This window comes from Streptomyces sp. NPDC040545, assembly GCF_055595065.1.
Map to the genome: position 1 here is coordinate 75,316 of NZ_JBVIWA010000022.1, position 21,364 is coordinate 96,679.

At 70.5% G+C, this 21,364-nt stretch carries 20 protein-coding genes; 10 read left to right on the forward strand and 10 right to left on the reverse strand.

Annotated elements, in window-relative coordinates:
- Positions 1–48: 48 nt before the first annotated feature.
- Complete coding sequence (locus ACZ573_RS32045) at positions 49–996, reverse strand: LysR family transcriptional regulator (protein WP_471311018.1); 948 nt, start codon at positions 994–996, stop codon at positions 49–51.
- Between the two features lie 109 nt (positions 997–1,105).
- Between ACZ573_RS32045 and ACZ573_RS32050 the strand changes: the two genes are divergently transcribed.
- The 5 genes from ACZ573_RS32050 to ACZ573_RS32070 all read left to right on the forward strand — a co-directional run bounded on the left by ACZ573_RS32050 (position 1,106) and on the right by ACZ573_RS32070 (position 4,290).
- The gene (locus ACZ573_RS32050) at positions 1,106–2,023 is read left to right on the forward strand and encodes an NAD(P)H-binding protein (protein ID WP_471311021.1); all 918 of its coding nucleotides are present in this window, start codon (positions 1,106–1,108) and stop codon (positions 2,021–2,023) included.
- Positions 2,024–2,051: 28 nt separating this feature from the next.
- On the forward strand, positions 2,052–2,378 hold the full coding sequence (locus ACZ573_RS32055; protein ID WP_471311133.1) for a darcynin family protein: 327 nt from the start codon (positions 2,052–2,054) through the stop codon (positions 2,376–2,378).
- A 167-nt stretch (positions 2,379–2,545) separates the two neighbouring features.
- Positions 2,546–2,731 (forward strand): hypothetical protein, encoded by a 186-nt coding sequence (locus ACZ573_RS32060; RefSeq protein ID WP_471311023.1) that lies wholly within the window; start codon positions 2,546–2,548, stop codon positions 2,729–2,731.
- A 210-nt stretch (positions 2,732–2,941) separates the two neighbouring features.
- Complete coding sequence (locus ACZ573_RS32065) at positions 2,942–3,808, forward strand: C40 family peptidase (protein WP_471311025.1); 867 nt, start codon at positions 2,942–2,944, stop codon at positions 3,806–3,808.
- Between the two features lie 98 nt (positions 3,809–3,906).
- The gene (locus tag ACZ573_RS32070) at positions 3,907–4,290 is read left to right on the forward strand and encodes a hypothetical protein (RefSeq protein ID WP_471311028.1); all 384 of its coding nucleotides are present in this window, start codon (positions 3,907–3,909) and stop codon (positions 4,288–4,290) included.
- 100 nt (positions 4,291–4,390) lie between these two features.
- Here the strand turns inward: ACZ573_RS32070 and ACZ573_RS32075 are convergent, their stop codons facing one another.
- A complete protein-coding gene (locus tag ACZ573_RS32075) occupies positions 4,391–7,132 on the reverse strand; it encodes a M4 family metallopeptidase (RefSeq protein WP_471311030.1) in 2,742 nt (913 codons plus the stop codon).
- A gap of 257 nt (positions 7,133–7,389) precedes the next feature.
- Between ACZ573_RS32075 and ACZ573_RS32080 the strand changes: the two genes are divergently transcribed.
- The 3 genes from ACZ573_RS32080 to ACZ573_RS32090 all read left to right on the forward strand — a co-directional run bounded on the left by ACZ573_RS32080 (position 7,390) and on the right by ACZ573_RS32090 (position 10,193).
- Positions 7,390–8,436, forward strand: coding sequence for a helix-turn-helix transcriptional regulator (locus tag ACZ573_RS32080; RefSeq protein WP_471311033.1), 1,047 nt, complete (start codon positions 7,390–7,392; stop codon positions 8,434–8,436).
- A gap of 95 nt (positions 8,437–8,531) precedes the next feature.
- Positions 8,532–9,212, forward strand: a complete 681-nt coding sequence (locus tag ACZ573_RS32085; RefSeq protein ID WP_471311036.1) for a DUF6308 family protein — start codon at positions 8,532–8,534, stop codon at positions 9,210–9,212.
- Positions 9,213–9,503: 291 nt separating this feature from the next.
- Entirely contained in the window at positions 9,504–10,193 is a 690-nt protein-coding gene (locus ACZ573_RS32090) for an N-acetylmuramoyl-L-alanine amidase (RefSeq protein WP_471311135.1), read from the forward strand.
- Between the two features lie 16 nt (positions 10,194–10,209).
- Here ACZ573_RS32090 and ACZ573_RS32095 read toward each other — a convergent pair whose 3' ends face one another.
- From ACZ573_RS32095 to ACZ573_RS32115, 5 genes are all read right to left on the reverse strand, one after another.
- On the reverse strand, positions 10,210–11,712 hold the full coding sequence (locus ACZ573_RS32095) for a M1 family metallopeptidase (RefSeq protein WP_471311039.1): 1,503 nt from the start codon (positions 11,710–11,712) through the stop codon (positions 10,210–10,212).
- A gap of 89 nt (positions 11,713–11,801) precedes the next feature.
- The gene (locus tag ACZ573_RS32100; protein ID WP_471311042.1) at positions 11,802–12,464 is read right to left on the reverse strand and encodes a methionine ABC transporter permease; all 663 of its coding nucleotides are present in this window, start codon (positions 12,462–12,464) and stop codon (positions 11,802–11,804) included.
- Positions 12,461–13,477 (reverse strand): methionine ABC transporter ATP-binding protein, encoded by a 1,017-nt coding sequence (locus ACZ573_RS32105; RefSeq protein ID WP_471311045.1) that lies wholly within the window; start codon positions 13,475–13,477, stop codon positions 12,461–12,463. The genes ACZ573_RS32100 and ACZ573_RS32105 overlap by 4 nt, the downstream gene beginning before the upstream one ends.
- Positions 13,474–14,352, reverse strand: coding sequence for a MetQ/NlpA family ABC transporter substrate-binding protein (locus tag ACZ573_RS32110; RefSeq protein WP_471311048.1), 879 nt, complete (start codon positions 14,350–14,352; stop codon positions 13,474–13,476). Before ACZ573_RS32110 ends, ACZ573_RS32105 begins: the two co-directional genes overlap by 4 nt.
- A gap of 200 nt (positions 14,353–14,552) precedes the next feature.
- Complete coding sequence (locus tag ACZ573_RS32115; protein ID WP_471311051.1) at positions 14,553–15,626, reverse strand: amidase domain-containing protein; 1,074 nt, start codon at positions 15,624–15,626, stop codon at positions 14,553–14,555.
- A 337-nt stretch (positions 15,627–15,963) separates the two neighbouring features.
- Here ACZ573_RS32115 and ACZ573_RS32120 point away from each other — a divergent pair, with 337 nt between their 5' ends.
- Positions 15,964–18,090 carry a transglycosylase domain-containing protein gene (locus ACZ573_RS32120; RefSeq protein ID WP_471311053.1) on the forward strand — a complete coding sequence of 709 codons (2,127 nt, stop codon included), beginning with the start codon at positions 15,964–15,966 and terminating at the stop codon, positions 18,088–18,090.
- 27 nt (positions 18,091–18,117) lie between these two features.
- On the opposite strand, the gene ACZ573_RS32125 is transcribed toward ACZ573_RS32120, so the two are convergent.
- From ACZ573_RS32125 to ACZ573_RS32135, 3 genes are all read right to left on the reverse strand, one after another.
- Positions 18,118–19,353: a polysaccharide deacetylase family protein gene (locus ACZ573_RS32125; protein ID WP_471311137.1), complete on the reverse strand. Its 1,236-nt coding sequence runs from the start codon at positions 19,351–19,353 to the stop codon at positions 18,118–18,120.
- Positions 19,354–19,596: 243 nt separating this feature from the next.
- Complete coding sequence (locus ACZ573_RS32130; protein ID WP_471311056.1) at positions 19,597–19,995, reverse strand: STAS domain-containing protein; 399 nt, start codon at positions 19,993–19,995, stop codon at positions 19,597–19,599.
- Positions 19,996–20,072: 77 nt separating this feature from the next.
- Positions 20,073–20,738, reverse strand: coding sequence for an HSP18 transcriptional regulator (locus ACZ573_RS32135; RefSeq protein ID WP_471311059.1), 666 nt, complete (start codon positions 20,736–20,738; stop codon positions 20,073–20,075).
- Positions 20,739–20,864: 126 nt separating this feature from the next.
- Here ACZ573_RS32135 and ACZ573_RS32140 point away from each other — a divergent pair, with 126 nt between their 5' ends.
- Positions 20,865–21,299 (forward strand): Hsp20/alpha crystallin family protein, encoded by a 435-nt coding sequence (locus ACZ573_RS32140; protein WP_471307544.1) that lies wholly within the window; start codon positions 20,865–20,867, stop codon positions 21,297–21,299.
- Positions 21,300–21,364: the final 65 nt, after the last annotated feature.

Sequence of the window (21,364 nt, forward strand, 5' to 3'; positions counted from 1 at the left end):
GGAGCCTACCGGCAGGCGTTGAAGATCGCCAGGATTCCAGCCCGGCCGTCAGCGCTCCCGGGAGGGACGGAGGACCCGGCGTACGGCGTCGCGCAACCACTGGTGGGCTCCGTCGGCGCTGTGACGCGGGTGCCAGGCCATGCCGATCGTCAGGGGTGGCAGCGGCAACGGGATGTCCAGCAGGCGCAGTCCCATCGCGTGTGCCGCGTCGCTGAGCGGGGAGGGGGGCTCGCCCGGCAGTGCGGTCGGTACCAGGCAGACCGCATCTCCCGCCGCGGCCAGCGCCATCGCCGCCAGATGCCCGGGCAGAACGGCGCTGACCTGCCGGCTGAGTCCTCGCTCGGCGAGGGCCGAGTCCAGCGGGCCGGCGAAGCGGCCCCGGCGGCTGACCGCCACGTGCTCGGCCGCCGCCAGCCTCGCGGGGGTCAGGGTTCCCCCGGCGAGCGGGTGCCCGGCCCTGACGCCGGCCGACAACCGCAGCGTGACCAGCTCTTCGACCCGGGTTTCCGGGTCGACGTGGTCGATGGCCCCGATCTCCAGGTCGACCCGGCCCTCGCGGAGCGCGGGGCCGTCCTCCCACTCCTCGGCCAGCACCCGCAGCGATACGCCCGGCGCCCGGCGCCGGGCCAGCCCGAGCAGCCCCGGCGCCAGTGCCGCGCCGACCAGGTCCGAGGCCTGGACGGTGAAGGTGCGCCGCAGAGCGGCGGGGTCGACCCCGCCGCTCGGGGTGAGCAGTGCCTCCAACTGCCGCACCACCGTGGCGGCCTCGTCCCGCAGCGCCTCGGCGCGGGGCGTGGGCACCATCGCCTGCCCCGCCCGTACCAGCAGCGGATCCTGGAGCACCCGGCGCAGCCGGGCCAGGGTGCGGCTCATCGCCGCGGGGGAAGTGCGCATCCGCGCGGCGGCACGGGTGACGCTCTGCTCGGTCAGCAAGACGTCGAGGGCGACGGCGAGATTGGCGTCGAGGTTCGGAACTGGGCTGCTGCTCACCGGCATTATTCCGTTTCAGGCAATGATTGGATGCTGAAGTTCCCATTGTGGCAATGCGGCTGGCGTTCGCACGATGAGGGGGTCTCACCGATCCGACACAGACCCCGAGGTTTTCATGATCGTCATCACCGCCCCCACCGGGAACATCGGCCGCCGGCTGCTGTCCCTGCTGGTCGAGGCCGCGCCCGTACACGGAGAGGAGTTGCGCGTCGTGGTCCGTGATCCCGCCCGGATCCCCGATACCGTGCGCGCAGCGGTCGAGGTGGTCACCGGCTCGCACGGCGACGCCGCGACCGTCGAGCGCGCCTTCACCGGGGCCGACGCCGTCTTCTGGCTGGTCCCGCCGGACGCCTCGCTCACGCCCGAGGAGGCGTACAGCGGCTTCACCCGCCCGGCCGCGCGGGCGTTCGCCGCCCGTGGCGTCGGCCGCGTCGTCGGCGTCTCGGCCCTCGGCCGCGGCACCCCCCAGGCCGGCCGGGCCGGGCTGGTCACCGCCTCCCTGGCCATGGACGACCTGATCGCCGATTCCGGGGTCGCCTACCGCGCCCTGGCCAATCCGTCCTTCTTCGAGAACCTGCTGGAGGAGGCCGGCTCGATCCGCGAGAACGGTGTCTTCACCGACACCATCGCCGCGGACCGTCCGGCCCCGCTGGTGGCCGTCGCCGACATCGCCGCGACGGCGGCCGCGCTGCTGCTGGACCGCTCCTGGACCGGCGTCGGCAGTGTGCCGGTGCTCGGCCCTCAGGACCTCTCGCCCAACGACATGGCCCGCATCATGAGCGAAGAACTGGGCCGTCCGGTCCGCTACGAGCGCGAGTCGCTCGACCGGATGCGGTCCACCATGCTCGCCTACGGCCTCAACGAGGCGTTCGTCGAGGGCATGGTCGACATGAAGCGCGCCAAGGACCTGGGCCTCGACTCGGGCGTGGCCCGCTCGCCACACGCGGGCCCGGCCACCGGCTTCGCCCAGTGGTGCGCGCAGACCCTCAAGCCCGCCGTCCTCGCCACCCCGGAGGCAGCCGGTGCCCACTGACCGAACCGAGCCGCCGGTCACCGCGTTCATGCTGGTCAAGACCACGCCCGAGTGGCTGGCGATGACCGTGGCCGAACGCGTCCACGCCTTCACCACCCAGGTCGTTCCGGTGGTCGAGGCCCGTACCCGCGGGGTCCGCTCACGCTTCTACGACACGGAGTTCTACTCGGCGCGCGTGACCGACATCTGGGTCTGGGAGGCGGACGACCATGACGCCTACCGGCTGCTGATCGACGCGCTGCGCGAAACCCCCTTCTGGGACCGCTACTTCGAGGTCGTGGACCTGCTCGTGGGCACCGAGAACGGCTACGCCCGCACCTACGGCCTGGAGCCGGTGGCCACCTTCGCCACCTGACGCCCCGCCCCACCTGACGCCCCGCCCCGGCCGGCGCCACCGCCCTGCGGGGGCGCCGGCCGGGACTCCCCGCAGCCGGTGGCCGTGGTCACTTCAGCGACGTGACCTGCGCCTCCAGTCCGGCTGTATCCCGCAGCATCCGGTCTCCCGGCTCCTCGAACTCGGCCATGCCGACGAGGCGGAGCTCCGGGCTGCTGGCCGCCTGCGACCGGGTCGAGGAGGCGGTGGAGCAGGGCCGGGCTCACCCCGAGGGCGGCGCCGGATACGCGGCGTCGGACATCGCCGCACTCCTGGCCGAAGCCGGACGCACCGAAGAGGCCGTGGCCGCCCTTCATGTGGACAGGCCCAGGTGAGCCGACACCCCCGGCGGCGTGTTGACGGATGCTCAAAGGGCCTGCTGGGAGGGGGTTTCCCCAGGGTTTCCCGTTTCCCGTTGGGGTGGGCGACCCGCGCCTCCTCGACAGGGAGGGGTGGCGGGGCACAGTCTCGGAGTGCCCGGCGGACGGCCGGTCCGTGCTCCGTATGACGAGCACGAGGCGAACACCACCACAGGGGGACCGGACATGGCGATGCGGAGAACGGCGGTGGCGGCGGTGGGGCTGCTCACCCTCCTGGCCACATGGGGAGGGGCCCACGGCGCCACGGCGGACGCGGCCCCGAAGGCCGCAGAGACGGCGAAGACGGCGCAGGCGTGCGGCGTGCTCGCCCCCGGGGCCTCCGCGGCGGCCGAGAAGGCCGTAGGAGCGGCGTGTGAACAGATCGGGGTCTGGTACACCTGGGGCGGCGGTCACGGGCAACAGCCGGGGCCGACGTACGGTCAGGTCGACCCGAGCGACCCGGACAGCGCACACGACCCGGAGCGGCTGGGCTTCGACTGCTCGGGACTGGTCCGGTACGCCTACCACCGTGCGGTCGGGGGCGATCCGCTCCCCGGCAACGCCTACCACCAGTTCCACTCACCGCAGGTGCAACAGCGTTTCACAGCAGCCGAGGGAACCGCGCCGCTGCTCCCGGGGGACCTCCTGGCCTGGGGTTCAGGGGGCTCCATCCACCACATCGCGATCTACCTGGGCGCGGGGAAGATGGTCGAGGCCCGGGAATCGGGCACCCGGATCACCGTCAGCGACGTACGGCTGGGTGGGGACTATGCGGGAGCGGTCCGCGTCGCGCCGTCCACCGCACCCGGCACGTTCAGCACCTGGGGCACGGACGTGTGGACCCACAAGGAACCGTCCACCGGCAGCCCACGGGTACACCGGTTCCCCGGCCCGACCACCGTGCGCATCGAGTGCCAGAAGCACGCCCAACCGGTGACGGCGGAGGGCTACACCAACGACGCCTGGTCCTACCTGCCCGAGTACGGGTCCTGGATCACCAACATCTACATCAAGGGCGCCGCCTGGCTGGACGGCGTACCCACCTGCCCCTGAGCCGCGCCCACACGACCGATCGCGATCCACCGATCACGCACGACCGATCACACACCACCGTCACCCGGCTCCCGAGGGAGCCCTTCCGAGGAGGAAGCATGAACGCAGGCAGGAAGATCGCCCTGGGCTTCGCCACCGTCGCACTGGCGGCAGGCACGGCCACCGTGACCGGCCCCGCCCAGGCGACGCCCGCCACCGGGAAGAGCGCGGCCGCCGAATGCGGCGTGCGCGCCGACGGCAAACTGTGGTGCGGCAACCGGGTCGGCGCCAAGGGCTACGAGCACCGCCGCTACAACTCCGCGGTGCGGGGGCCGCTGAACACGAGCCCCAGCTGGTTCCAGTGCTGGGGCCGCGGTGACCAGCACGCCGGCGGCAACAACGTCTGGTACTGGACCCAGCTGGACAACGGCCAGTGGGGCAACGTCGCGGCCGTGGACGTCCACACCTCCGTCGACCCCGCCCCGGGCCTGCGCGAGTGCTGACACCCTGAGGGCCGTGCCGCCACCTCCCCGCCAGGAGGCGGCGGCACGCGGACGGGGCCGACGGCACAGCCGCCGGCCCCGCCTCACTCATGGGCAGCGATCAGCAGGTCCCGGCCGGCCGCTCCCGGACCACCAGATCGGTGGAGCCGGTGGTCGCGTCCAGCCAGGCGACCTGACGGCCCGCGCCGGCCGCCGGGTAGCTCTGCTCACCGCGGTTGCAGGAGACCCGCTCGCGACGGGAGCCGTCGGTAGTCAGCTGCCACAGCTTGGGCAGCGACTCGTTGCGGTACCGCGTGTCGGGCGTCTGCGCGACCAGCGTCAGCGCGTCCTGCGAGACCGTCAGGTCGGAGGCGATGAACGCGCCCGGCTTGTGCTCGCTGCTGACGATGAACGAGCCGCGGCCGTCCAGGCCGGAGCTGATCACCGACGTCAGACCGCCGTCACTCTTGTCGGTGTCGGCCAGCCAGAACACGTTCTTGCCGTTGATGCCGGTCTGGCCGAGGCTCACCGGCTCGTCGAGCTGCTCGGTCATGACCGCCTTGCCGCTGGCGAGGTCGACGACCTCCACACCCAGCCGGTAGGCACCGTTCTGCGGGTACAGCTTCGCGTAGGCGATCTTGTTGTCGCTGATGGAGGGGAGGGCGGTCAGGGTGTTCCACTTCCGCCCGTCGGTGAAGACCGGAGCCTTGTCGGTGGGCCGCATGTAGCCGACGTGCCGCCCGCCGAGGATGTCGTACTCCTCGAACACGACGGTGTTCTTCTCCACCCGCAGGCCCGCGACGCCGGTCACCGAGCTGTAGAGGGTCTTGATCGGGCCGCCCGCCACGGGACGGGTGAGGACGTCGACCGAGGTCGGGCCGTACGCCGTCCACACCACGGTCTTGCCGTCGGTCGCCGGGGCGGTGTGGTAGCGGCCGTCGTTGGGGCTGATCACCTTCGGGGCACCCTTGCCGTCCAGCCGGCCGGCGTAGACCGAGTACGGCTCGGAGCCGTCATCGTTGGACTTGGAGGCCGTCCACCAGCCGCCGCCCGCACCCACTGCGGAATCGGTGGTGTTCAGCTTCCCGAAGAGGGTGTCGGTGTCGATGCCGAGGGCCAGCTCCCAGTCAGGGACGATGCCGTGGGCGTTGAACGACCGCTTGACCACGTTCTGCTGGGCCGAGGTCACGCCCAGCGCCTTGGCCGCCGCGAGGACCGCGCCCCGGGCCTCGGTGAACCCGTCGATCGGCGTCATGTACTCGGTGACGGCCTTGTACACGATCTTGTCGGCCAGGGCGCCGCCCAGGTCCTCGCGCATGTCCCACAGCGCGCCGGAGAAGATCGTCGAGTTCAGGTGCACGCCGCCGTTGTCGGTGGCGAACGACACGCCCAGGAAGCTCTTCGAGGTGGTGGCCCCGTCGTTGAGGTCGCGCAGGGCGCAGTCCGCGGCCGCCTTCGTGCGGCACAGGTTCTCGCCGATCAGGCCGGCGGCCGGATCGTTCATCGGCGTCCCGCTCGCGGTGACGTCGATCGCGTTGCCGAAGTAGTCCGCCAGGGCCTCGTTCAGGGCGCCGGACTGGCCCGCGTAGACCAGGTTCGCCGTGTGCTCGATGACCCCGTGGGTCATCTCGTGGCCGACGACGTCCGTGTCGGCGGACATCGGCTTGAACTCCGTGTCCCCGTTGCCGTAGACCATCTTGGTGCCGTCCCAGAACGCGTTGGCGTAGGGCATGCCGTAGTACGTCACGCCGACCAGGGAGTTGACGGCGCCGCCGTTCCCGTCGAGGCTGTCGCGCCCGAAGTTCTTCTTGTAGAAGTCGTAGACCTGCCCCGCGTTCCAGTGGGCGTCCACGGCCCCCGAATCCGTCGCCTCAGCGCCGAAAGAGGTGTTCGGGGAGGAGAACACGGTGATGCCGGAGGGCCATGTTCCCGAGGTTTCCGACACCGACTTGCCACGGGCGTCCCACGTGGCCAGCAGGCTCTTGCTGGTGGCGCGCATGCGGCCCGCGTCCGCGAGGAGGTAGCTGCCGGCCGCCGGGTCGTAGGCGATGTCCAGCGAGGCCGCGGCGCCGCCCAGCCGAGCCCCGGACCCGGTCTCGGGGACCAGGTTCGGCGGAGTGGCCGGCGGGCCGCCCGCCGTCGGGGCATCGGCGGCCTCACCGGCCGTCCGGGCCGCGGGGGCCGCCATCGTCTTCAACGCACTGTACTGCAGCGCCGGATAGCCCGAGCGGGCGTCCACGTACACCTCGTCCACGACCGGCGCCCCGGTGCCGGGCGCGGTACCCCGTACGGTGACGCGGTACGCGAGGACACCGCCGCCCTTGGGCAGGACGACGAGCCCCTTGACGTCACCGGTCATACCGGTGGCCGCCGGATCACCGGACTCGGACCGCGGTGCCCGGTTCTTGTCGAGGGCCGCTCCCAGCCGGCGGGCCGTGGCGGCCACCGCACGCCGCACCGCGACGTCCTCGCCGACCTGGGGGGTGACATCGGTGCTCAGGGCGGTGAAGTAGTGCCCCGAGGTGCCGGTGACCACGCGCTTGCCGTCCTGCTTCTGCATGCGCACGACGTACTGGCCGCCCAGGACGTCGACGCCGCGGTGCTTCTGCTGCAGCCGGACCGTCTCGTCCTTGGACCCGGTGGCCGTCGCCGCCAGGGGGACGAGGTCGCTGCCCGCCCGCGGGATCTTGTAGCGGCTCTTGTTCGCGGCGAGGTGCTGCCGTGCCGCGTCGGCCGGGGCGGCCTTGGCGTCGACGGGCTCCCGGATGCCCTCGACGAGCACCGGGGTCGCGGTGTCCTGGCCGGGAACGGCGTTCGAGGGGCCGGGGTCCGCGGCCCATGCCGGCGATGCCTGCAAGGTCATTGCGGCGGCCAGCAGAACCGCTATTCCTCCGGCGGAGCGGAGGTCTTTCCGCCATATCCGTCGTGCGGTGGGGGTGGGCGCCGACGAACCTGCGCTGAACTTGGGCAAGGGGTCTCCTCAACCATGAGTGCCTGATGTGTTGCTGTGAGTCGTCGCCATGCAAGCGCCGCGGGCGGCTCCCGACCAGAGCCGAGCCCCCCTCAGAAGTGGCCATGCACACTTGTGGGGGCCGTGTGAAGGCGGTCAAAATCCCCCGCATGATCGAAACCGACCCGCACGACCGGACTCCGGCCCGCACGCAGGACGACACCAGGGCGGTGATCCATACGGCTGCCGACCCGGCCGCCGTGCTGCACGGACTCATCCAGCGCCGCCAGGCCCTCCTGCACCAGGAGTCGGCCGACCTGAAGTCCCTGCGCTCCTACGCCGAGCGGCTGTCCCACCGGCTTCCCCCGCAGCCCGCGAGAACTCCAGGACCCCCGGCCGGCATCGAGACCATCGCCGGCACCGAAGCGGCCGACGCCCGCCTCGACACCATGCTCGAAGCCGCCGAGACGGAGGTCCTGATCCTCGACCGCGCGACGCGGACAGCCGGGGCACCCGGCAGCACGGGGGAGGCCTGCGGCACGGGGGAGGCCTGCGGCACCGGGGCGCCCGGCGCGGACTCCATCCGCCGTCTGCTGGCGCGCGGTGTCGCCGTACGGACCGTCACGGACCGGCGTGGCACCGACTTCCCCGACCGGGCGCAGGAGCTGATCGCCCTCACCGGACTCGGCCTCCAGGCCCGTATCGGACAGAGCCTGCCGACCGCGCTGGTGCTCGTGGACCGGCATACCTGCCTGCTGCCCCCGCTGCCCGGCAACGACGAAGGAGGCGACGGAGCGGCCCTGGTGTTCGGCGACCGCCTGCTGCACCGGGCCGCCCTGCCGCTGTTCGAGTCCCTGTGGGCGCGCGCCACCCCCCTCGGCAGCCCCGGCGGCCCCCTCACCGCGGATCAACGGGAACTGCTCGGGCTGCTCGCCTCCGGCCTGAAGGACGAAACCATCGCACGCCGGCTCGGTGTGCACGTGCACACCGTCCGCCGGCGGATCACCCGCATGCTGGAGGAGCTCGATGCCGACACCCGCTTCCAGGCCGGCGTCCAGGCCGCCATCCGCGGCTGGCTCCGCCCGCAACCCGACCCGGCCGGCGAGCACTTCACCACATCCGGTGGCCCCGGGGCCACCGCGATGGCGAACGGCCGACCCACGAGGACGCCAACGGGACAGGCCCGGGACCGCTCCGCACATCCAGCCCTTTCCTAGTGCTGTGACCTCCTGCATCATCTGTACGAACAGCCATCCCACTGCCGCGGCCCGCACTCAGCCACCGGACCAGCCCCTGTCAGCACGGAGCACGGATGCCTTCTCCGGCCGTTCTCATGCAGCCCTTCGCCCAACGGCTGCATACCTTTGTCACCGCCCCGCGGGCCCGTGCGGATCTCCAGCACTACTTCGGGATCAGCCGGCCCTCCGGCACGCCTGCGTACACCGGCGGACGGTTCGAGCACCTGGCGGGCGGGGGAGACCGCCCGGACATCGCCGACCGGATCACTGCGGAGGACCTCGTCGCGGTGCAGACCCTGTCGGTGACCGTTCCGGCGCCCGTCGCACTGGACATACTGGAGGGCGGCCTCGGAGCGCGGCTGTCCGATCTGCTGCAGGCTGTTCCCCGCGGCATCGACATGGCCGATGCCGCAGCCACCGTCCTGTCCGACGGCTCGCCGGCGGACCAGGCCTGGCACCTCCTTCGTGAACAGCGCGATGTCGGCCGGGTGATCGCGGGCAAGCTTCTTGCCCGCAAACGCCCACAGCTGCTGCCGGTCTACGACAAGGTGGTGCGCTGCGCTCTGGGGCGCCCGCGCCCCTCGTTCTGGCTCACGCTGCATGCCGCGCTGCGTGCGGACAACCGGGCCCTGCACCGCCAGTTGCTCGGGCTGCGCGAAGCCGCGGGGGTGGCGGAGACGGTGAGTGCGCTGCGGGTGTGTGATGTGGTGGTGTGGATGGGACACCGGGCGGAACGCCACGCCTGCCCTCGCTGACCCGCCAGCAAGGCGCACGGATGGAAGGGCTGACCCGGATCCGCCCCGACGTCTCCTCCGCGGACGAGGAGCTGTTCCGGGCGCTTTTCCCTCCACTCACTGCCGACGTGCTCAGCCACTACCTCCCGTACTCGGGGGTGAGGGTGTGCGCCGAGTGGTGGAGGACCGGCTTGCCGAGGTGCGGGCACTGGTGAAGCATCAGATTACGTGATGTGCCGCCTATGTACCGTGATGCCACGATTCGCGGCGCGTCGTCCTCTGCCTGCCTGCTCGACCTCTTGAGGAGTGGCCATGGAAGACAGCCCGCTCAGCCGTAGGCGGCTGTTGTGGGGTGCTGCAGGCGCGGCGGGTACGGCTCTGGCCGCCGTCGGGCTGCCCCGCCTGATGGAGCCCGAGGAGAAGGCCGCGCTGCCGCGTCCCGCGCGCAAGGCCCCCGTCGCCGCCGCCGGGCCGCCTGCGATCCTGCGAGCGGACCCCTCGGTGGACTACGCCCCCGCCGTCTGGATCGAAGCCTCCGAGTCCAACTACACGGCCTCCGACCGTCCCGAGGCGTATCCCATCGAATACGTCGTCATTCACCTGACAACGGACATCTTGCCGGTCATGTTCACCAAGTTCAAGGACCCCGCCGAGAGGGTGTCCGCGCACTACATGATCAGCGCAACCGGCACGCAGATCGCCCAGTGCGTGCGCGAGCGCGACGTGGCCTGGCATTCCGGCAGCGTTTGGTACAACCACCGGAGCATCGGCATCGAACACGAAGGCTGGACCGATCAGCCTGTTTACACCGGCAAGATGTACGAGGCATCCGCCGTGCTCACGGCCACGATCTGCGCGAAGTACGACGTGCCGGTCGACCGGGACCACATTCTGGGCCACGTCGAGGTCCCGCTGTCCACTCACGACGACCCCGGGACCGCGTGGAACTGGGACAAGTACATGAAGCTCGTCGAGACCGCCCGCCGGCGCATCAGGACCTGACACCGCGTCGACGCCGTCATGCGGGCTTGCCGTCGCCGTAGAGCCACGAGTCCCAGATCGAGTCGAGGTCCCGGCCGGCCCTGGCCTCCACGTACGCGGTGAAGTCTTTCGTGGAGGCGTGCCCGTGGCGGTGGCGCAGCGTCCAGCCCCGCACCAGGGCACGGAAGGCCTCGTCGCCCACGGCCTGGCGGATCTTGTGGATCACCATCGCGCCGCGCACGTACACCGGCTGGCCGGAGATGTCCGAGGCGCTCGGCGGCTCGGCGGGCGGGAAGTCCCACTCGTCGTCGTCCGCGGCCTTGGCGTGGTTGCGGTCGAAGTGATCCTGGGCGCTGGCTCCGCCGTGGTCCTCGGTCCACAGCCACTCCGCATAGGTCGCGAAGCCCTCGTTGAGCCACATGTCCTGCCACGTCCGCGGGGTGACGGAGTTGCCGAACCACTGGTGGGCCAGTTCGTGGACCACGTTGGTGGTGTGGAAGATGGCGGCCGGAATGGTCGGCCTGGTCTGGGTCTCCAGGGCGTAGGGCACATCGGCCGCCTGATCGACGATCACCCCGGCGGCGGAGAAGGGGTAGGGACCGAACCTCCCCTCGGCCCATTCCATGATCTCGGGGAACCGGCCGAGGACCGCTCCGTCCTCGTCCACGCCCGCGGTCGTGTCGATCGCCGACACGACCGGGATGCCCGATCGGGTCCGGGAGGTCCTGATGTCGTAGCTGCCGATGGCCACGGTCGCCACGTGGCTGGCCATGGGTTCGGCCTGATGCCAGTGGAAGGTGGCGCGGTCGCCGCTGGTGTGCTGGGCGCGAAGCGTCCCGTTGGAGATCGCCTGCACTCCCTTGGGGACCGTGACGGTGATGTCGTACGAGGCCTTGTCCGAGGGGTGATGGTTGCCCGGGAACCAGGACATCGAGCCCGTCGGCTCACCGAACGCGACCGCGCCGTTGCCGGTCCTCAGCCAGCCTTCGCGCCACCCGTGGTCATGGGTGATCGACTCCGGCGTGCCCGCGTACCGCACGACGCTGCGGAAGGCGGTGCCCTTCCTGAGATGACCGCTCGGCTGCAGGGTCAGCTCCTGCCCTTCCTGCCGGACCCGCGCCGTGCGGCCGTCGACGGTGGCGCCCAGCACCTCCATGCCGAGGAGGTCGAAATTGACGGCGCTGAGGTCCGCGGTGGCCTTCGCGGTGATATCCGCAGTGCCCTCGAGACGGCCGCTGCCGGGGTCGTAGGCCAGGGTCAGGGCGTAGTGGGTGACGTCATAGCCGCCGTTGCCGAGCTTGGGGAAGTAGGGGTCACCGGCGCCTGCGGCACCCGGGTGTCCGCCCCGGAAGGCCGTGCCAGGGGCCTGCGTCCGAGCGGTGTCCGCGCCTGTACGAGCACCCGCACCCGCGTCTGCGCCGGTACGGGCCCCCGCCCCGCCGCCGCGGCCGTCGGGCCCCGAGCACGCGGGGAGTGCGGCGAGCAGGCCCGCGACCACGAAGGCGGCCAGACGTCCGGAAGTCTTCACGCAGCCGATCATGACCCAGCCCCCGATCACCCCGACCTCGCCACGCCGTGCCCATGGCCCGGCCGGCGGGCACGGCCCCGTGCGCCGCCGGCCGGGTCGCGTCAGCGGCGGAGCACCTTGCGGGACACCACGTTGCCGAGCAGTTGCGCCGACTGCACGAGGGCGATCAGGACGAGCACCGTCACCACCATCACGGACGTGTCGAAGCGCAGGTAGCCGTAGGTCATCGCCAGGTTGCCGACGCCTCCTCCGCCGACCGTACCGGCCACCGCCGAGAAGTCGATCAGCGCGACGAGCATGAAGGTCAGGCCGAGGACGAGGGGGCCGAGCGCCTCCGGGACGAGGACCGTGAGCAGGATCCGCAGCGGACTCGCGCCCATGGAGCGTGCCGCCTCGATCACGCCGGGTTCGACGGAGAGCAGGTTGGACTCCACGATGCGGGCGACCCCGAACGTCGCGACGACCGTCATCGGGAAGATCGCGGCGTTCGTGCCGATCATCGTGCCGACCACCCCGCGCGTGACCGGGGCGAGCGCGACGATCGCGATGATGAACGGAACGGGCCGGATGATGTTGATGAGGACGCCCAGGACCGTGTGGACGATGCGGTTCGGCAGGACGCCGCCCTTGCGCGTGGCGTACAGGGTGAGTCCCACCGCCAGTCCGCTGACGGTCGAGAGCGCCAGGGTGATCAGCACCATGTAGACGGTCTCACCGGTGGCGTCGACGACCTTGGGCCAGAAGGTGCTCCAGTCCGCCTTCACCGGGCACCCGTTTCCGCGCGGTCGGGAACGCCGAGTGCGGCGACGACCGCCTCGATCGCGGCGGCTTGGCCGCGCAGTTCCAGCGTCACGCTGCCCAGGGGGCGTCCGCGTACTTCGGCGACGCCTCCATGGACGAAGGTGAAGTCGACGCCGTGGGCGCGCAGGAGCTCCGAGAGGCCGTCCAGGGCGGGGCTGCCGTCGACGACGGGCAGCGTGACCAGGCGGCCCGGGTGGCGGGCGCGCAGTTGTTCCAGGAGTCCGGTGTCCGGCGCGCTGTGCTGCGCGGAGCGGACGAAGGCGGCGGTGGTCGCGTGGCGGGGCCGCGCGAAGACCTCGTACACCTCGCCGTTCTCGACCACCTTGCCGTCCTCCATGACCGCGACGCGGTCGCACAGGGTCCGTACGACCTCCATCTCGTGGGTGATGAGGAGGATCGTGACGCCCAGCTCGCGGTTGACGCGGCGCAGCAGGGCCAGTACCTCGCCGGTGGTCTGCGGGTCGAGGGCGGAGGTCGCCTCGTCGCACAGGAGGACCTTCGGGCGGGTGGCGAGTGCGCGGGCGATACCGACGCGCTGGCGCTGGCCGCCCGAGAGCTGTTCGGGGTAGCGCTTTCCGTGTCCGGCGAGGCCGACGAAGTCCAGTGTCTCCTCGGCGCGGGCCCGGGCCGCCGCGCGGTCCATCCCGGCGAGCCGCAGCGGGTAGAGCACGTTCCCGAGGACGGTGCGCGAACGGAAGAGGTTGAACTGCTGGAAGATCATGCCGATTTCGCGGCGGATGGGGCGCAGCCGGCGCTCGTCGAGGGACGAGAGGTCGTGGCCGTCGAGCAGGACGCTGCCCGAGGTCGGCTCCTCCAGGCCGTTGACCAGGCGCAACAAGGTGGACTTGCCCGCACCGCTGTGCCCGACGACGCCGAAGACGGTGCCCGCTTCGACGGAGAGGGTGACGCCGTCGACGGCGCGGGCTCCGCCCGGGAACTGCTTCTCGACGTCGCGCAGTTCCACGGCGGCGGTCATCGCTTCAGCTGCTTCTGGATGCGGGCGACCTCGGCCTGCAGGTCGGCGGCGGGCAGCTCGATGTGGTGGGCGGTGCCGTTGCTGGTGCGGCGAACCTCGTCCTGTACGGCCTGGGATGCGTAGAGCTTGACGATCTTCTGATAGTCCGCGTCGTCCTTCCGGTCCGCGCGGGCGGCGATGACGTTGAGGTAGGGCACGGACTGGGGGCCGGCGGGGTCGTCCTTGAAGAGCGCGGTGTCGGCCTTGATGCCGGCGAGCTCGGCGACGCCGTCGTTGATGATGGCGGCGTCCGCGTCCTTGAGGGTCCGGGGGGTCTGCTGGGCGTTGACCGGAGTGAGCTTGACGTGCTTGGGGTTGGCGGTGATGTCGTCCGCGGTGGCGAAGAGTCCGGCGTCCTTCCGCAGCTCGATGATCTTCGCCTGTTCCAGCACGCGGAGCCCGCGTCCCTGGTTGGCGGGGTCGTTGGGCAGGGTGATCTCGGCCCGGTCGGGGAGGTCCGCGAGCTGCTTGTGCTTGCCGGAGTAGAGGCCGAGAGGGACCACGGTGGTTGCGGCGATGGGGGCGATGTCGGTCTTGTTCTCGGTGTTCGACTGCGCCAGGAAGACCAGGTGCTGGAAGGCGTTGAGCTCGATGTCGCCCGCGTTCAGCGCCTTGTTGGGCAGCGAGTAGTCGTCGAACACGACCGTCTCCACGGTGAGGCCCTCCTTCTTGGCCTCCTTGGCGAGGACGTCCCATTCCGGGGAGTCGCCGGAGACGCCGACCCTGATGCGGTGGGCGTCTGCGCCTCCGACGCCGCAGCCGGACACGAGGAGCGCGAGGACGGTGGCGGTGGATGCGGCGAAGAGGGTACGTCGACGCGGCAGTGCAGAAATCATTGTGTGATCCATGTGCAGAGGAAGAGTCAACGAAGGGATATGTGGATCGTAGATCGAATTGATCTAATGACCTTTGAATCCGAGGTTCTCTTCATAAATCTGCAATGAACAAAAGGGCGGAAGATGCGCCCGGTCTCCTGCGTCCAAGCCCGGTTCTCCTGCCGCGGAGGTTACGCGGCAGGAGAACCGGAGGGCACCCGTCAGGTGCGGTACGCGTAGTAGTTCGCGTTCGGGTAGGACGCGATGATGCTCGCGAGCGACTTACGGTACGTGTTGGTGGAGTGATACGTGAGGTACGGCATCCCGGCGCTGCTGCGGTAGGTCACCATCATGGAATGGTCCTTGGACCCGTCCCGGTTGAAGTCCACCTGCAGGATGTCTCCCACGTCCGCCTGGTAGACGTTGGCCAGGTTGGCGGCCCGCTGGTTGGACAGCGTGAACCAGGCCCACTCGTTCACGCCGACCCAGGAGTCGCTCTGGCGGGAGCCGTCGTACCACCAGTTCCGGTAGTCCGACGTGGATCCCGGAACGGCCTTCCAGCCGCCCGCCTTCAACGCCTGGCTGATGAAGTTGGTGCAGTCACCCCCGGCCCCGTTGTACTTCCGGTACGCCGGGTTGTAGTTGCTCCAGTACTTCTCCGCGTACTTCGCCATCGCGGCGTAGTCGTAGGCTCCACCCGTCTTCGCCTTGGGCTTCGGCGTCGCGGGGTACTTCGTGGACGCGGGCGTGCCGTCCGGGTATTGCTTCCCGTCGTCCTTGACGGCGTTCACCTTGGCCGCCACGGGCTCGTTGACCGCGACGGGGCCGTTCTCCTGGGACGTGATCGAGGTCAGCTCCCAGTCGCCCTTTCGCTTGCTGGTGAGCGTCAGCTGGTAGCGCGTCCCGATGTCGGTCGTCGCCGGCTCGTCCCCGCGGAGTTTCTTGTACGTGAGCGTGGTCTGCTCGGTGACCTGGACGACGGCCTTGCCGCCGGTCACCGTGGCCCGGTCCACGACGACGCGGGTGGCGGCGTCCGTGTAGGCCTCACCGAGCTCCGCCAGGCGCGTCTTTCGGGACCGCAGCGACTGGAGAGCGGCGTCCTCGTCCTTCTTCAGCTGGGCCGACATCCGGGTCTTCGAGACGGCCTGCCCGGAGCCGTGACGCCCGGGCTGGTCCTCGACCAAGGCCTGCGTGCGCTCGGAGAGCACGTCGCCGGCCATGCGGGCGAAGGTGTCGGCGGTGGCACGGTCGGCGTCGCGGGGTCCGGGAACCGCGGTCGCGGAATAGGCGAGCATGCTTCCGGACGCCAGGGCCACGGTCAGGGCCGCAATGGCGGCGGGCCTGAACCTCTTAGGTATCACTCTGTTTCCCCTTGTCACCCGGTCCACACGAACCGGGGGACGGAATCTTCGCACAACTACCTGACTGTTTCGTCACGTTCCGCTTCGTCTCCGGACGGCCCGGTGGGAGTAGCCCCTTCCGCCGCGCGGCTTGCCTCCGCTTGATCACCGGGGGTCGTCCCCGGCGTGCACGGAGTGATCCGGCCGACCACCGGTCCGGCGTCACAGCAAGTGCCTTTAGGGTGTGCGGGAAAGCACAGCAGAGGGGGCATTCGGAGTGGGCGGGAAGGATATGGCAGGTAGGGGGCGAACCCCGGAGGGGCGGGCGGCTTCGGAGGACAGCGGCGGAGCCCTCCCGGGCCGCCGGGGGAAGCCGGGTTCGCGCGCCAAGCCACGGGCGCGTTCCGGCCGGCTCGATGCCTTCGTACAGGCCCTCGCCCCAGCCGCCGCCCTGGCGCGCACGCAACTGCGGCGCCTGCGACCCGACTTCCCGCGGCCGGGCCGCACCGGCTGGCGCCGATGGGTGCCTTCGTGGCGCCAGTGGCTCGGTGCCTGCCTGTACGCGTTCCTGGGCATGGTGAGCTTCGTCACGATCGCGTACGCAACCACCGACATACCCGACGACCTCAACTCCTTCGCCACACAACAGGACAACGTCTACTACTGGGCCGACGGCTCCACGATGGCCCGGACGGGCTGGGTCAGCCGCCAGGAGATGCCGCTGGACACGGTGCCCGCCAAGGTCCAGGGGGCCGTGCTCGCGGCCGAGAACTCGAGCTTCTACTCGGATCCCGGAGTCTCGCCGTCCGGAGTCCTGCGCGCCGTGGGCGCCGCGGTGACGGGGGGCGAGACCCAGGGCGGGTCCACCATCACGCAGCAGTACGTGAAGAACGCCTATCTGAACCAGGACCGCACCGTCTCCCGGAAATTCACCGAGCTCCTGCTCGCCGTGAAGCTGGACGACCAGAAGGGCAAGGACCAGATCCTTCAGGACTACCTCAACACCAGCTGGTTCGGGCGCGGAACCTACGGCATCCAGCGCGCCTCCCAGGCCTACTACGGCAAGGACGTCTCGCAGCTCAATCCCAGCGAGGGCGCTTTCCTGGCCTCGCTCCTCAAGGGTGCGGCCCTCTACGACCCCACTCTCGGCAAGGAGAACCACGAGCGGGCCGTCGAACGCTGGAGCTGGATCCTGGACCGCATGGTCGAGACCGGCCGTCTCTCGCGCGCCGAGCGCGCCACCTACACGACGTTCCCCGAGCCCTCGGCCGCCTCGCTCGTCGGAATACCCGGCGCGCAGACCGGCTACCTGGTCGAGATGGCCAAGGCCTACACCATCAAGGCCGGCCACATCGAGGAGTCCGAGTTCGACCTCGGCGGCTACCAGATCTACACGACCTTCGACCGGGCCCGGATGACCGCACTGACCGCCGCCGTCCAGGAGACCCAGAAGGGCTTCGACGCAGAGCGGCGTCCCGATACCGACAAGTACGCCAAGATCGGTGCGGCGAGCGTCGCCCCCGACGGGCGGCTGCTCGCCGTGTACGGAGGCCCCGACTACCTGAAGCAGGGCTTCAACGAGTCGAACGCGACGACGATCCCGGTCGGCACGGCTTTCACACCGATCGTCTACGCCGCCGCGCTCGACGAAGGGGTGCTGCGGGCGCGCGGCAAGGCCCGTACGCCGGTTTCCCCCTCCAACACCTACGACGGCAACGACCAGGTCACCGTGCAGACGCCCGAGGGACCGTACTGGGACCGCAGCGGCAAGGTGGTGAAGGGGCACAACGACGGCGGCCGCAACTGGGGACAGGTGACCCTGCGGCAGGCCGTGGCCCAATCCGTCAACACGCCCATGCTCCAGCTCGGCCTCGATGTCGGCCTCGACCGGGTGCAGGACTTCGCCCAGCGCTCGGGGCTGCTCGAATCGAGCCTCGGTCCACGGATCCCCGCCTTCAGCCTCGGGGAGAATTCGACGCCCAGCGCGATCCGGATGGCCGGCGCCTACCAGACCTTCGCCGCCGAGGGCATGCACACCGACCCGTACTCGGTGCGCTCGGTCACCCGCAACGGCGCCGCAGTGCCGCTCGACGCGCCGAAGCCGACCCGGGCCGTGACGGCCAAGACCGCCCGCGCGGTGACGGATGCCCTGCGGGACGCCGTCACCGAGGGGTCGGCGAAGACGGTGGGCAAAGCCCACGCCGGTACGGCGGGCAAGACCGGTACGACGGCCGCGAACACGGCGGGCTGGTTCGTGGCCAGCACCGAGCAGGAGTCCACGGCGGTCGTGGTCTACCGGATGTCGCTCACCGACCTGGTTCCCCTGCCGCTCACGGGGCTGGGGGGCGACGCCCCGGGCACGCCGGGCAGCGAGCGGGCGGTGCGCCTGTGGGGCGACTACATCAAGGCGGTGAAGTAGGCCGGGCGGCCGGTGCCGCCCGGCCGTCTACTTGACCAGATGGGTCCAGTCCGGTGCCTGCGCGGGGTCGAGCGCGCGCAGTTGGGCCAGAACCTTGGGGTCCTGGGCGTCGAGCCAGTCCGCCAGTTCCCGGAACGACACGCAGCGGACGTCCTGGCGCGGGCAGACGTCCTTCATCACGTCCTCGACGGCCTTCATGTAGATGCCGCCGTTCCAGTCCTCGAAGTGGTTGCCGATGAACATGGGAGCCCGGCTGCCGTTGTAGACCCGGTTGAAGCCGTTCATGTACGAGCCCCGGGTCTGCGCCTGCCAAGCGGCGAACTTCGTGGGGTCGCCCTGGGTGCTGTCGCCCGACTGGTTGAAGAGGAAGTTGAAGTCCATGGAGAGGACCTGCTTTTCCTTGCCCTGCAGGGGCATGAGCTGGAGGGGAAAGTTCCATATGTCGTCCTGCTTGGACGGCCACAGCTGGAAGTCTCCCGAGGAGCTCGCGTCATAGCGCCAGCCGTACGGCTTGATCGCGGTCAGGAGGTTCTTCTGGCCCTCCAGGCAGGGCGCGCGGCCGCCGACCACTTCCCGGTCCGGGTCGAAGGGCAGCGGCGCCTCCTTCGTGAAACCGGTGTTCGTCTTCCAGTTCTTGATGAACGAGTACGTCTGGTCTATCTCGCTCTTCCATTCGGCCGGGCTCCAGTCCCCGCCGCCCTTGGGCCCGCAGAAGTGCCCGTTGAAGTGCGAACCGATCTCGTTGCCGTCGGTCCAGGCGCCGCGCAGCTGCCCCAGCGTGCTTCGCACGTGCGGGACGGTCGGGTACGAGATCGCGGCCGCTCCCTGACTGTGCTGCGGCGGGCGGTAGAGCGCCTTCTTGCCCTCGGGCAGCAGGTAGATGCCCGTGAGGAAGAAGGTCATGTGGGCCTTGTTCTCCTTGGCCACCTGACGGAAGTGCGAGAAGAGGTGGTCGTCGCCTTCCAGTGCGCCGTCCCAGGAGAACACCACGAACTGCGGCGGTTTCTCGCCGGGCTTCAGCCGCTCGGGCTTGAGCTGTCCCGCCTGTGGACCGGTGTAGGAGGTGGAGCCGTCTCCCAGCACCTTGGTCTTGCCGTCCCAGGTCTCCTCCGAGCCCTTCGCGGCGGCGGCCTCCTCGGCCGCACCGCCGGGGGTCGTGAACTTCGCGTCGCGCGAGGCGGTGTCGGAGGAGTCGCCCAGCGTGAAGACGCCCGCGGTCGCAGCGGCCCCGCCCAGAGCGAGCACGGCCACGCCCACGCCCAGGCGTCTGCGGTACTGCGCCTTCCTACGGACCTTGCGGATACTCCGGGACTCCGTGCGGGTGCTCGGAGCGGTGTCGGCGTCGACCAACTCAGTCGTCCCCCCTCATCACCGCAGACGGGTCGCGTGCGGATGGGTCATACGAATATAGAACTTGTCTGCACTCCTCCTGCACTCCGGCTCCCTCATACACGTCGATTCACAGCCACCCCACAGCCGGCGCCGACAGGGACACCACCGGCCTGCCTACCAAGGCAGCCCGTCCGGGAATCCCTTCGAGGAGCGGTCGCCGGGCGGCGGGTCGTGGTCCACGGGGAAGAGGGACAGGGCGCCGGTCATCTCCAGGAGGCTCTGGAGCTGGTGGTTGGGGGCTGCCAGGCGGACGACGGTTCCGGTCTCCTGCGCTGTGAGCCGCGCGGCGAGGAGTGCGTTGAGCGCGGAGGAGTCGCAGAAGGAGACGCGGCTGCAGTCGACCGTCACGGGCTTGGCCGGTGAGGCGTGGGCGAGGGCTTGGGCGAGGGCGAACCGCAGGGCGGGGGCCGTCTCGATGTCGATCTCGCCCGAGGGCCTGATGGCGACCGCGTGATCCAGGACTTCCACGGCGATGGCGTTGCCGCCGGCCTCCGGGGAAGGGCGTTCGGCCATGGTGGGTCACTCCTCGGTTCGTGGCGTGGCCCCCGAAGCCCGTGGTCGGGTCGAGGGTTCGGGGGAGGGGGGACGGGTCAGCTGCTGCGCTGGTCGTGGGTGTCCTGACGGAGCTGGTCGGTGTGTCGGGTCAGGGCGTCGATGCGTTCGGCGAGCTCGGCGTCCTCGGGCCGCAGGTGGTCGCGGGTATTGGCCAGGGGACGGACGAGGCGGGCTGCGTCGTTGTCGGCGAGGGCCAGGTTCAGGTCGTCGACGGCGCCCTCGGCACCGGCGGGGAGACCGGTCAGTGCGGTGACCTGGCCGGCGAGACGGCGCAGGTCTGCCGCGTGGTCACGGGCCCAGGCGGTGACGGTGCGGTCGGCGGCGCGCGTGTCGCGCGTGGCCTGGACGCGCTGCTCGCCGGTGCTCCCGGCCGCTCCCGGGCGCAGGCGCAGGTAGCGGCGTTCGGCGGCCTGCCGGCTGGCGACCCCGAGGGGCCCGGCGAGGTCGGCCCAGCTCGCGCCCTGCACACGGGCGGTCTCGATCAGGCCGCTCTCCCAGCCGGCGAGCTGCTCACGGACCTCGCGCAGCATCACCAGCGCGGCCAGAGCGGTGTCGGCATCCGCTGTGGTCGCCGCCGCTTCGGCCGCCGTCGGGCGCGCGGAGGGCTGCCGCGCGTCCCTCACGGCCCGGTTGATGGCCTCCAGTGCTGCTGCGGCGGCCAGGAAAGGGATCGGCTCGGGCGGTTCGAGGGCCTCGTTCATCACGGTCTCCAGTCCGTCATCTTCCAGATGACTCCTTGCTTGTCATCGTTTCGATGACATGTTACAACGGAAGCACGTTGAAGCGCATGGGCAGTTCCTGCCTGAACCAACTGGAGGTGTTTCGCGATGTTGATGCGCACTGACCCGTTCCGCGAGATGGACCGGATCGTTCAGCAGCTCTCGGGTGCGTCAGGCACGTGGTCGAAGCCGTCCGTGATGCCGATGGACGCCTACCGCCAGGGCGACGTGTACGTGATCGCCTTCGACCTCCCCGGAGTGAGCACCGAGGCGATCGACATCGACGTCGAGCGGAACATGCTGACGGTGAAGGCCGAGCGCAGGCCCGCGGAGAAGTCCGACGGTGTGCAGATGGAGCTCTCCGAACGGCCCCTCGGTGTCTTCTCCCGCCAGGTCATGCTGGCCGACACCCTTGACACCGAGCGCATCGAAGCCGACTACGACGCAGGTGTCCTGACCCTGCGGATCCCGATCGCCGAGCGCGCCAAGCCCCGCAAGATCAGCATCAGCGGCGAGTCGGGCCGCAAGCAGATCTCCGGCTGACCGGCCCGGCACCAGCGGCGGAGGACCCCCGGCCGGCGAGCCTGCCGATCATGCGGATCGCTTCA

What these genes read in the sequence shown, in the direction of transcription:
- ACZ573_RS32045 (WP_471311018.1), bottom strand. Translation starts at nt 996, where the DNA reads ATGCCGGTGAGCAGCAGCCCAGTTCCGAACCTCGACGCCAATCTCGCC.
- ACZ573_RS32050 (WP_471311021.1), top strand. Translation starts at nt 1,106, where the DNA reads ATGATCGTCATCACCGCCCCCACCGGGAACATCGGCCGCCGGCTGCTG.
- ACZ573_RS32055 (WP_471311133.1), top strand. Translation starts at nt 2,052, where the DNA reads ATGCTGGTCAAGACCACGCCCGAGTGGCTGGCGATGACCGTGGCCGAA.
- ACZ573_RS32060 (WP_471311023.1), top strand. Translation starts at nt 2,546, where the DNA reads ATGCCGACGAGGCGGAGCTCCGGGCTGCTGGCCGCCTGCGACCGGGTC.
- ACZ573_RS32065 (WP_471311025.1), top strand. Translation starts at nt 2,942, where the DNA reads ATGGCGATGCGGAGAACGGCGGTGGCGGCGGTGGGGCTGCTCACCCTC.
- ACZ573_RS32070 (WP_471311028.1), top strand. Translation starts at nt 3,907, where the DNA reads ATGAACGCAGGCAGGAAGATCGCCCTGGGCTTCGCCACCGTCGCACTG.
- ACZ573_RS32075 (WP_471311030.1), bottom strand. Translation starts at nt 7,132, where the DNA reads ATGACCTTGCAGGCATCGCCGGCATGGGCCGCGGACCCCGGCCCCTCG.
- ACZ573_RS32080 (WP_471311033.1), top strand. Translation starts at nt 7,390, where the DNA reads ATGATCGAAACCGACCCGCACGACCGGACTCCGGCCCGCACGCAGGAC.
- ACZ573_RS32085 (WP_471311036.1), top strand. Translation starts at nt 8,532, where the DNA reads ATGCCTTCTCCGGCCGTTCTCATGCAGCCCTTCGCCCAACGGCTGCAT.
- ACZ573_RS32090 (WP_471311135.1), top strand. Translation starts at nt 9,504, where the DNA reads ATGGAAGACAGCCCGCTCAGCCGTAGGCGGCTGTTGTGGGGTGCTGCA.
- ACZ573_RS32095 (WP_471311039.1), bottom strand. Translation starts at nt 11,712, where the DNA reads ATGATCGGCTGCGTGAAGACTTCCGGACGTCTGGCCGCCTTCGTGGTC.
- ACZ573_RS32105 (WP_471311045.1), bottom strand. Translation starts at nt 13,477, where the DNA reads ATGACCGCCGCCGTGGAACTGCGCGACGTCGAGAAGCAGTTCCCGGGC.
- ACZ573_RS32110 (WP_471311048.1), bottom strand. Translation starts at nt 14,352, where the DNA reads ATGATTTCTGCACTGCCGCGTCGACGTACCCTCTTCGCCGCATCCACC.
- ACZ573_RS32115 (WP_471311051.1), bottom strand. Translation starts at nt 15,626, where the DNA reads ATGCTCGCCTATTCCGCGACCGCGGTTCCCGGACCCCGCGACGCCGAC.
- ACZ573_RS32120 (WP_471311053.1), top strand. Translation starts at nt 15,964, where the DNA reads ATGGCAGGTAGGGGGCGAACCCCGGAGGGGCGGGCGGCTTCGGAGGAC.
- ACZ573_RS32130 (WP_471311056.1), bottom strand. Translation starts at nt 19,995, where the DNA reads ATGGCCGAACGCCCTTCCCCGGAGGCCGGCGGCAACGCCATCGCCGTG.
- ACZ573_RS32135 (WP_471311059.1), bottom strand. Translation starts at nt 20,738, where the DNA reads ATGAACGAGGCCCTCGAACCGCCCGAGCCGATCCCTTTCCTGGCCGCC.
- ACZ573_RS32140 (WP_471307544.1), top strand. Translation starts at nt 20,865, where the DNA reads ATGTTGATGCGCACTGACCCGTTCCGCGAGATGGACCGGATCGTTCAG.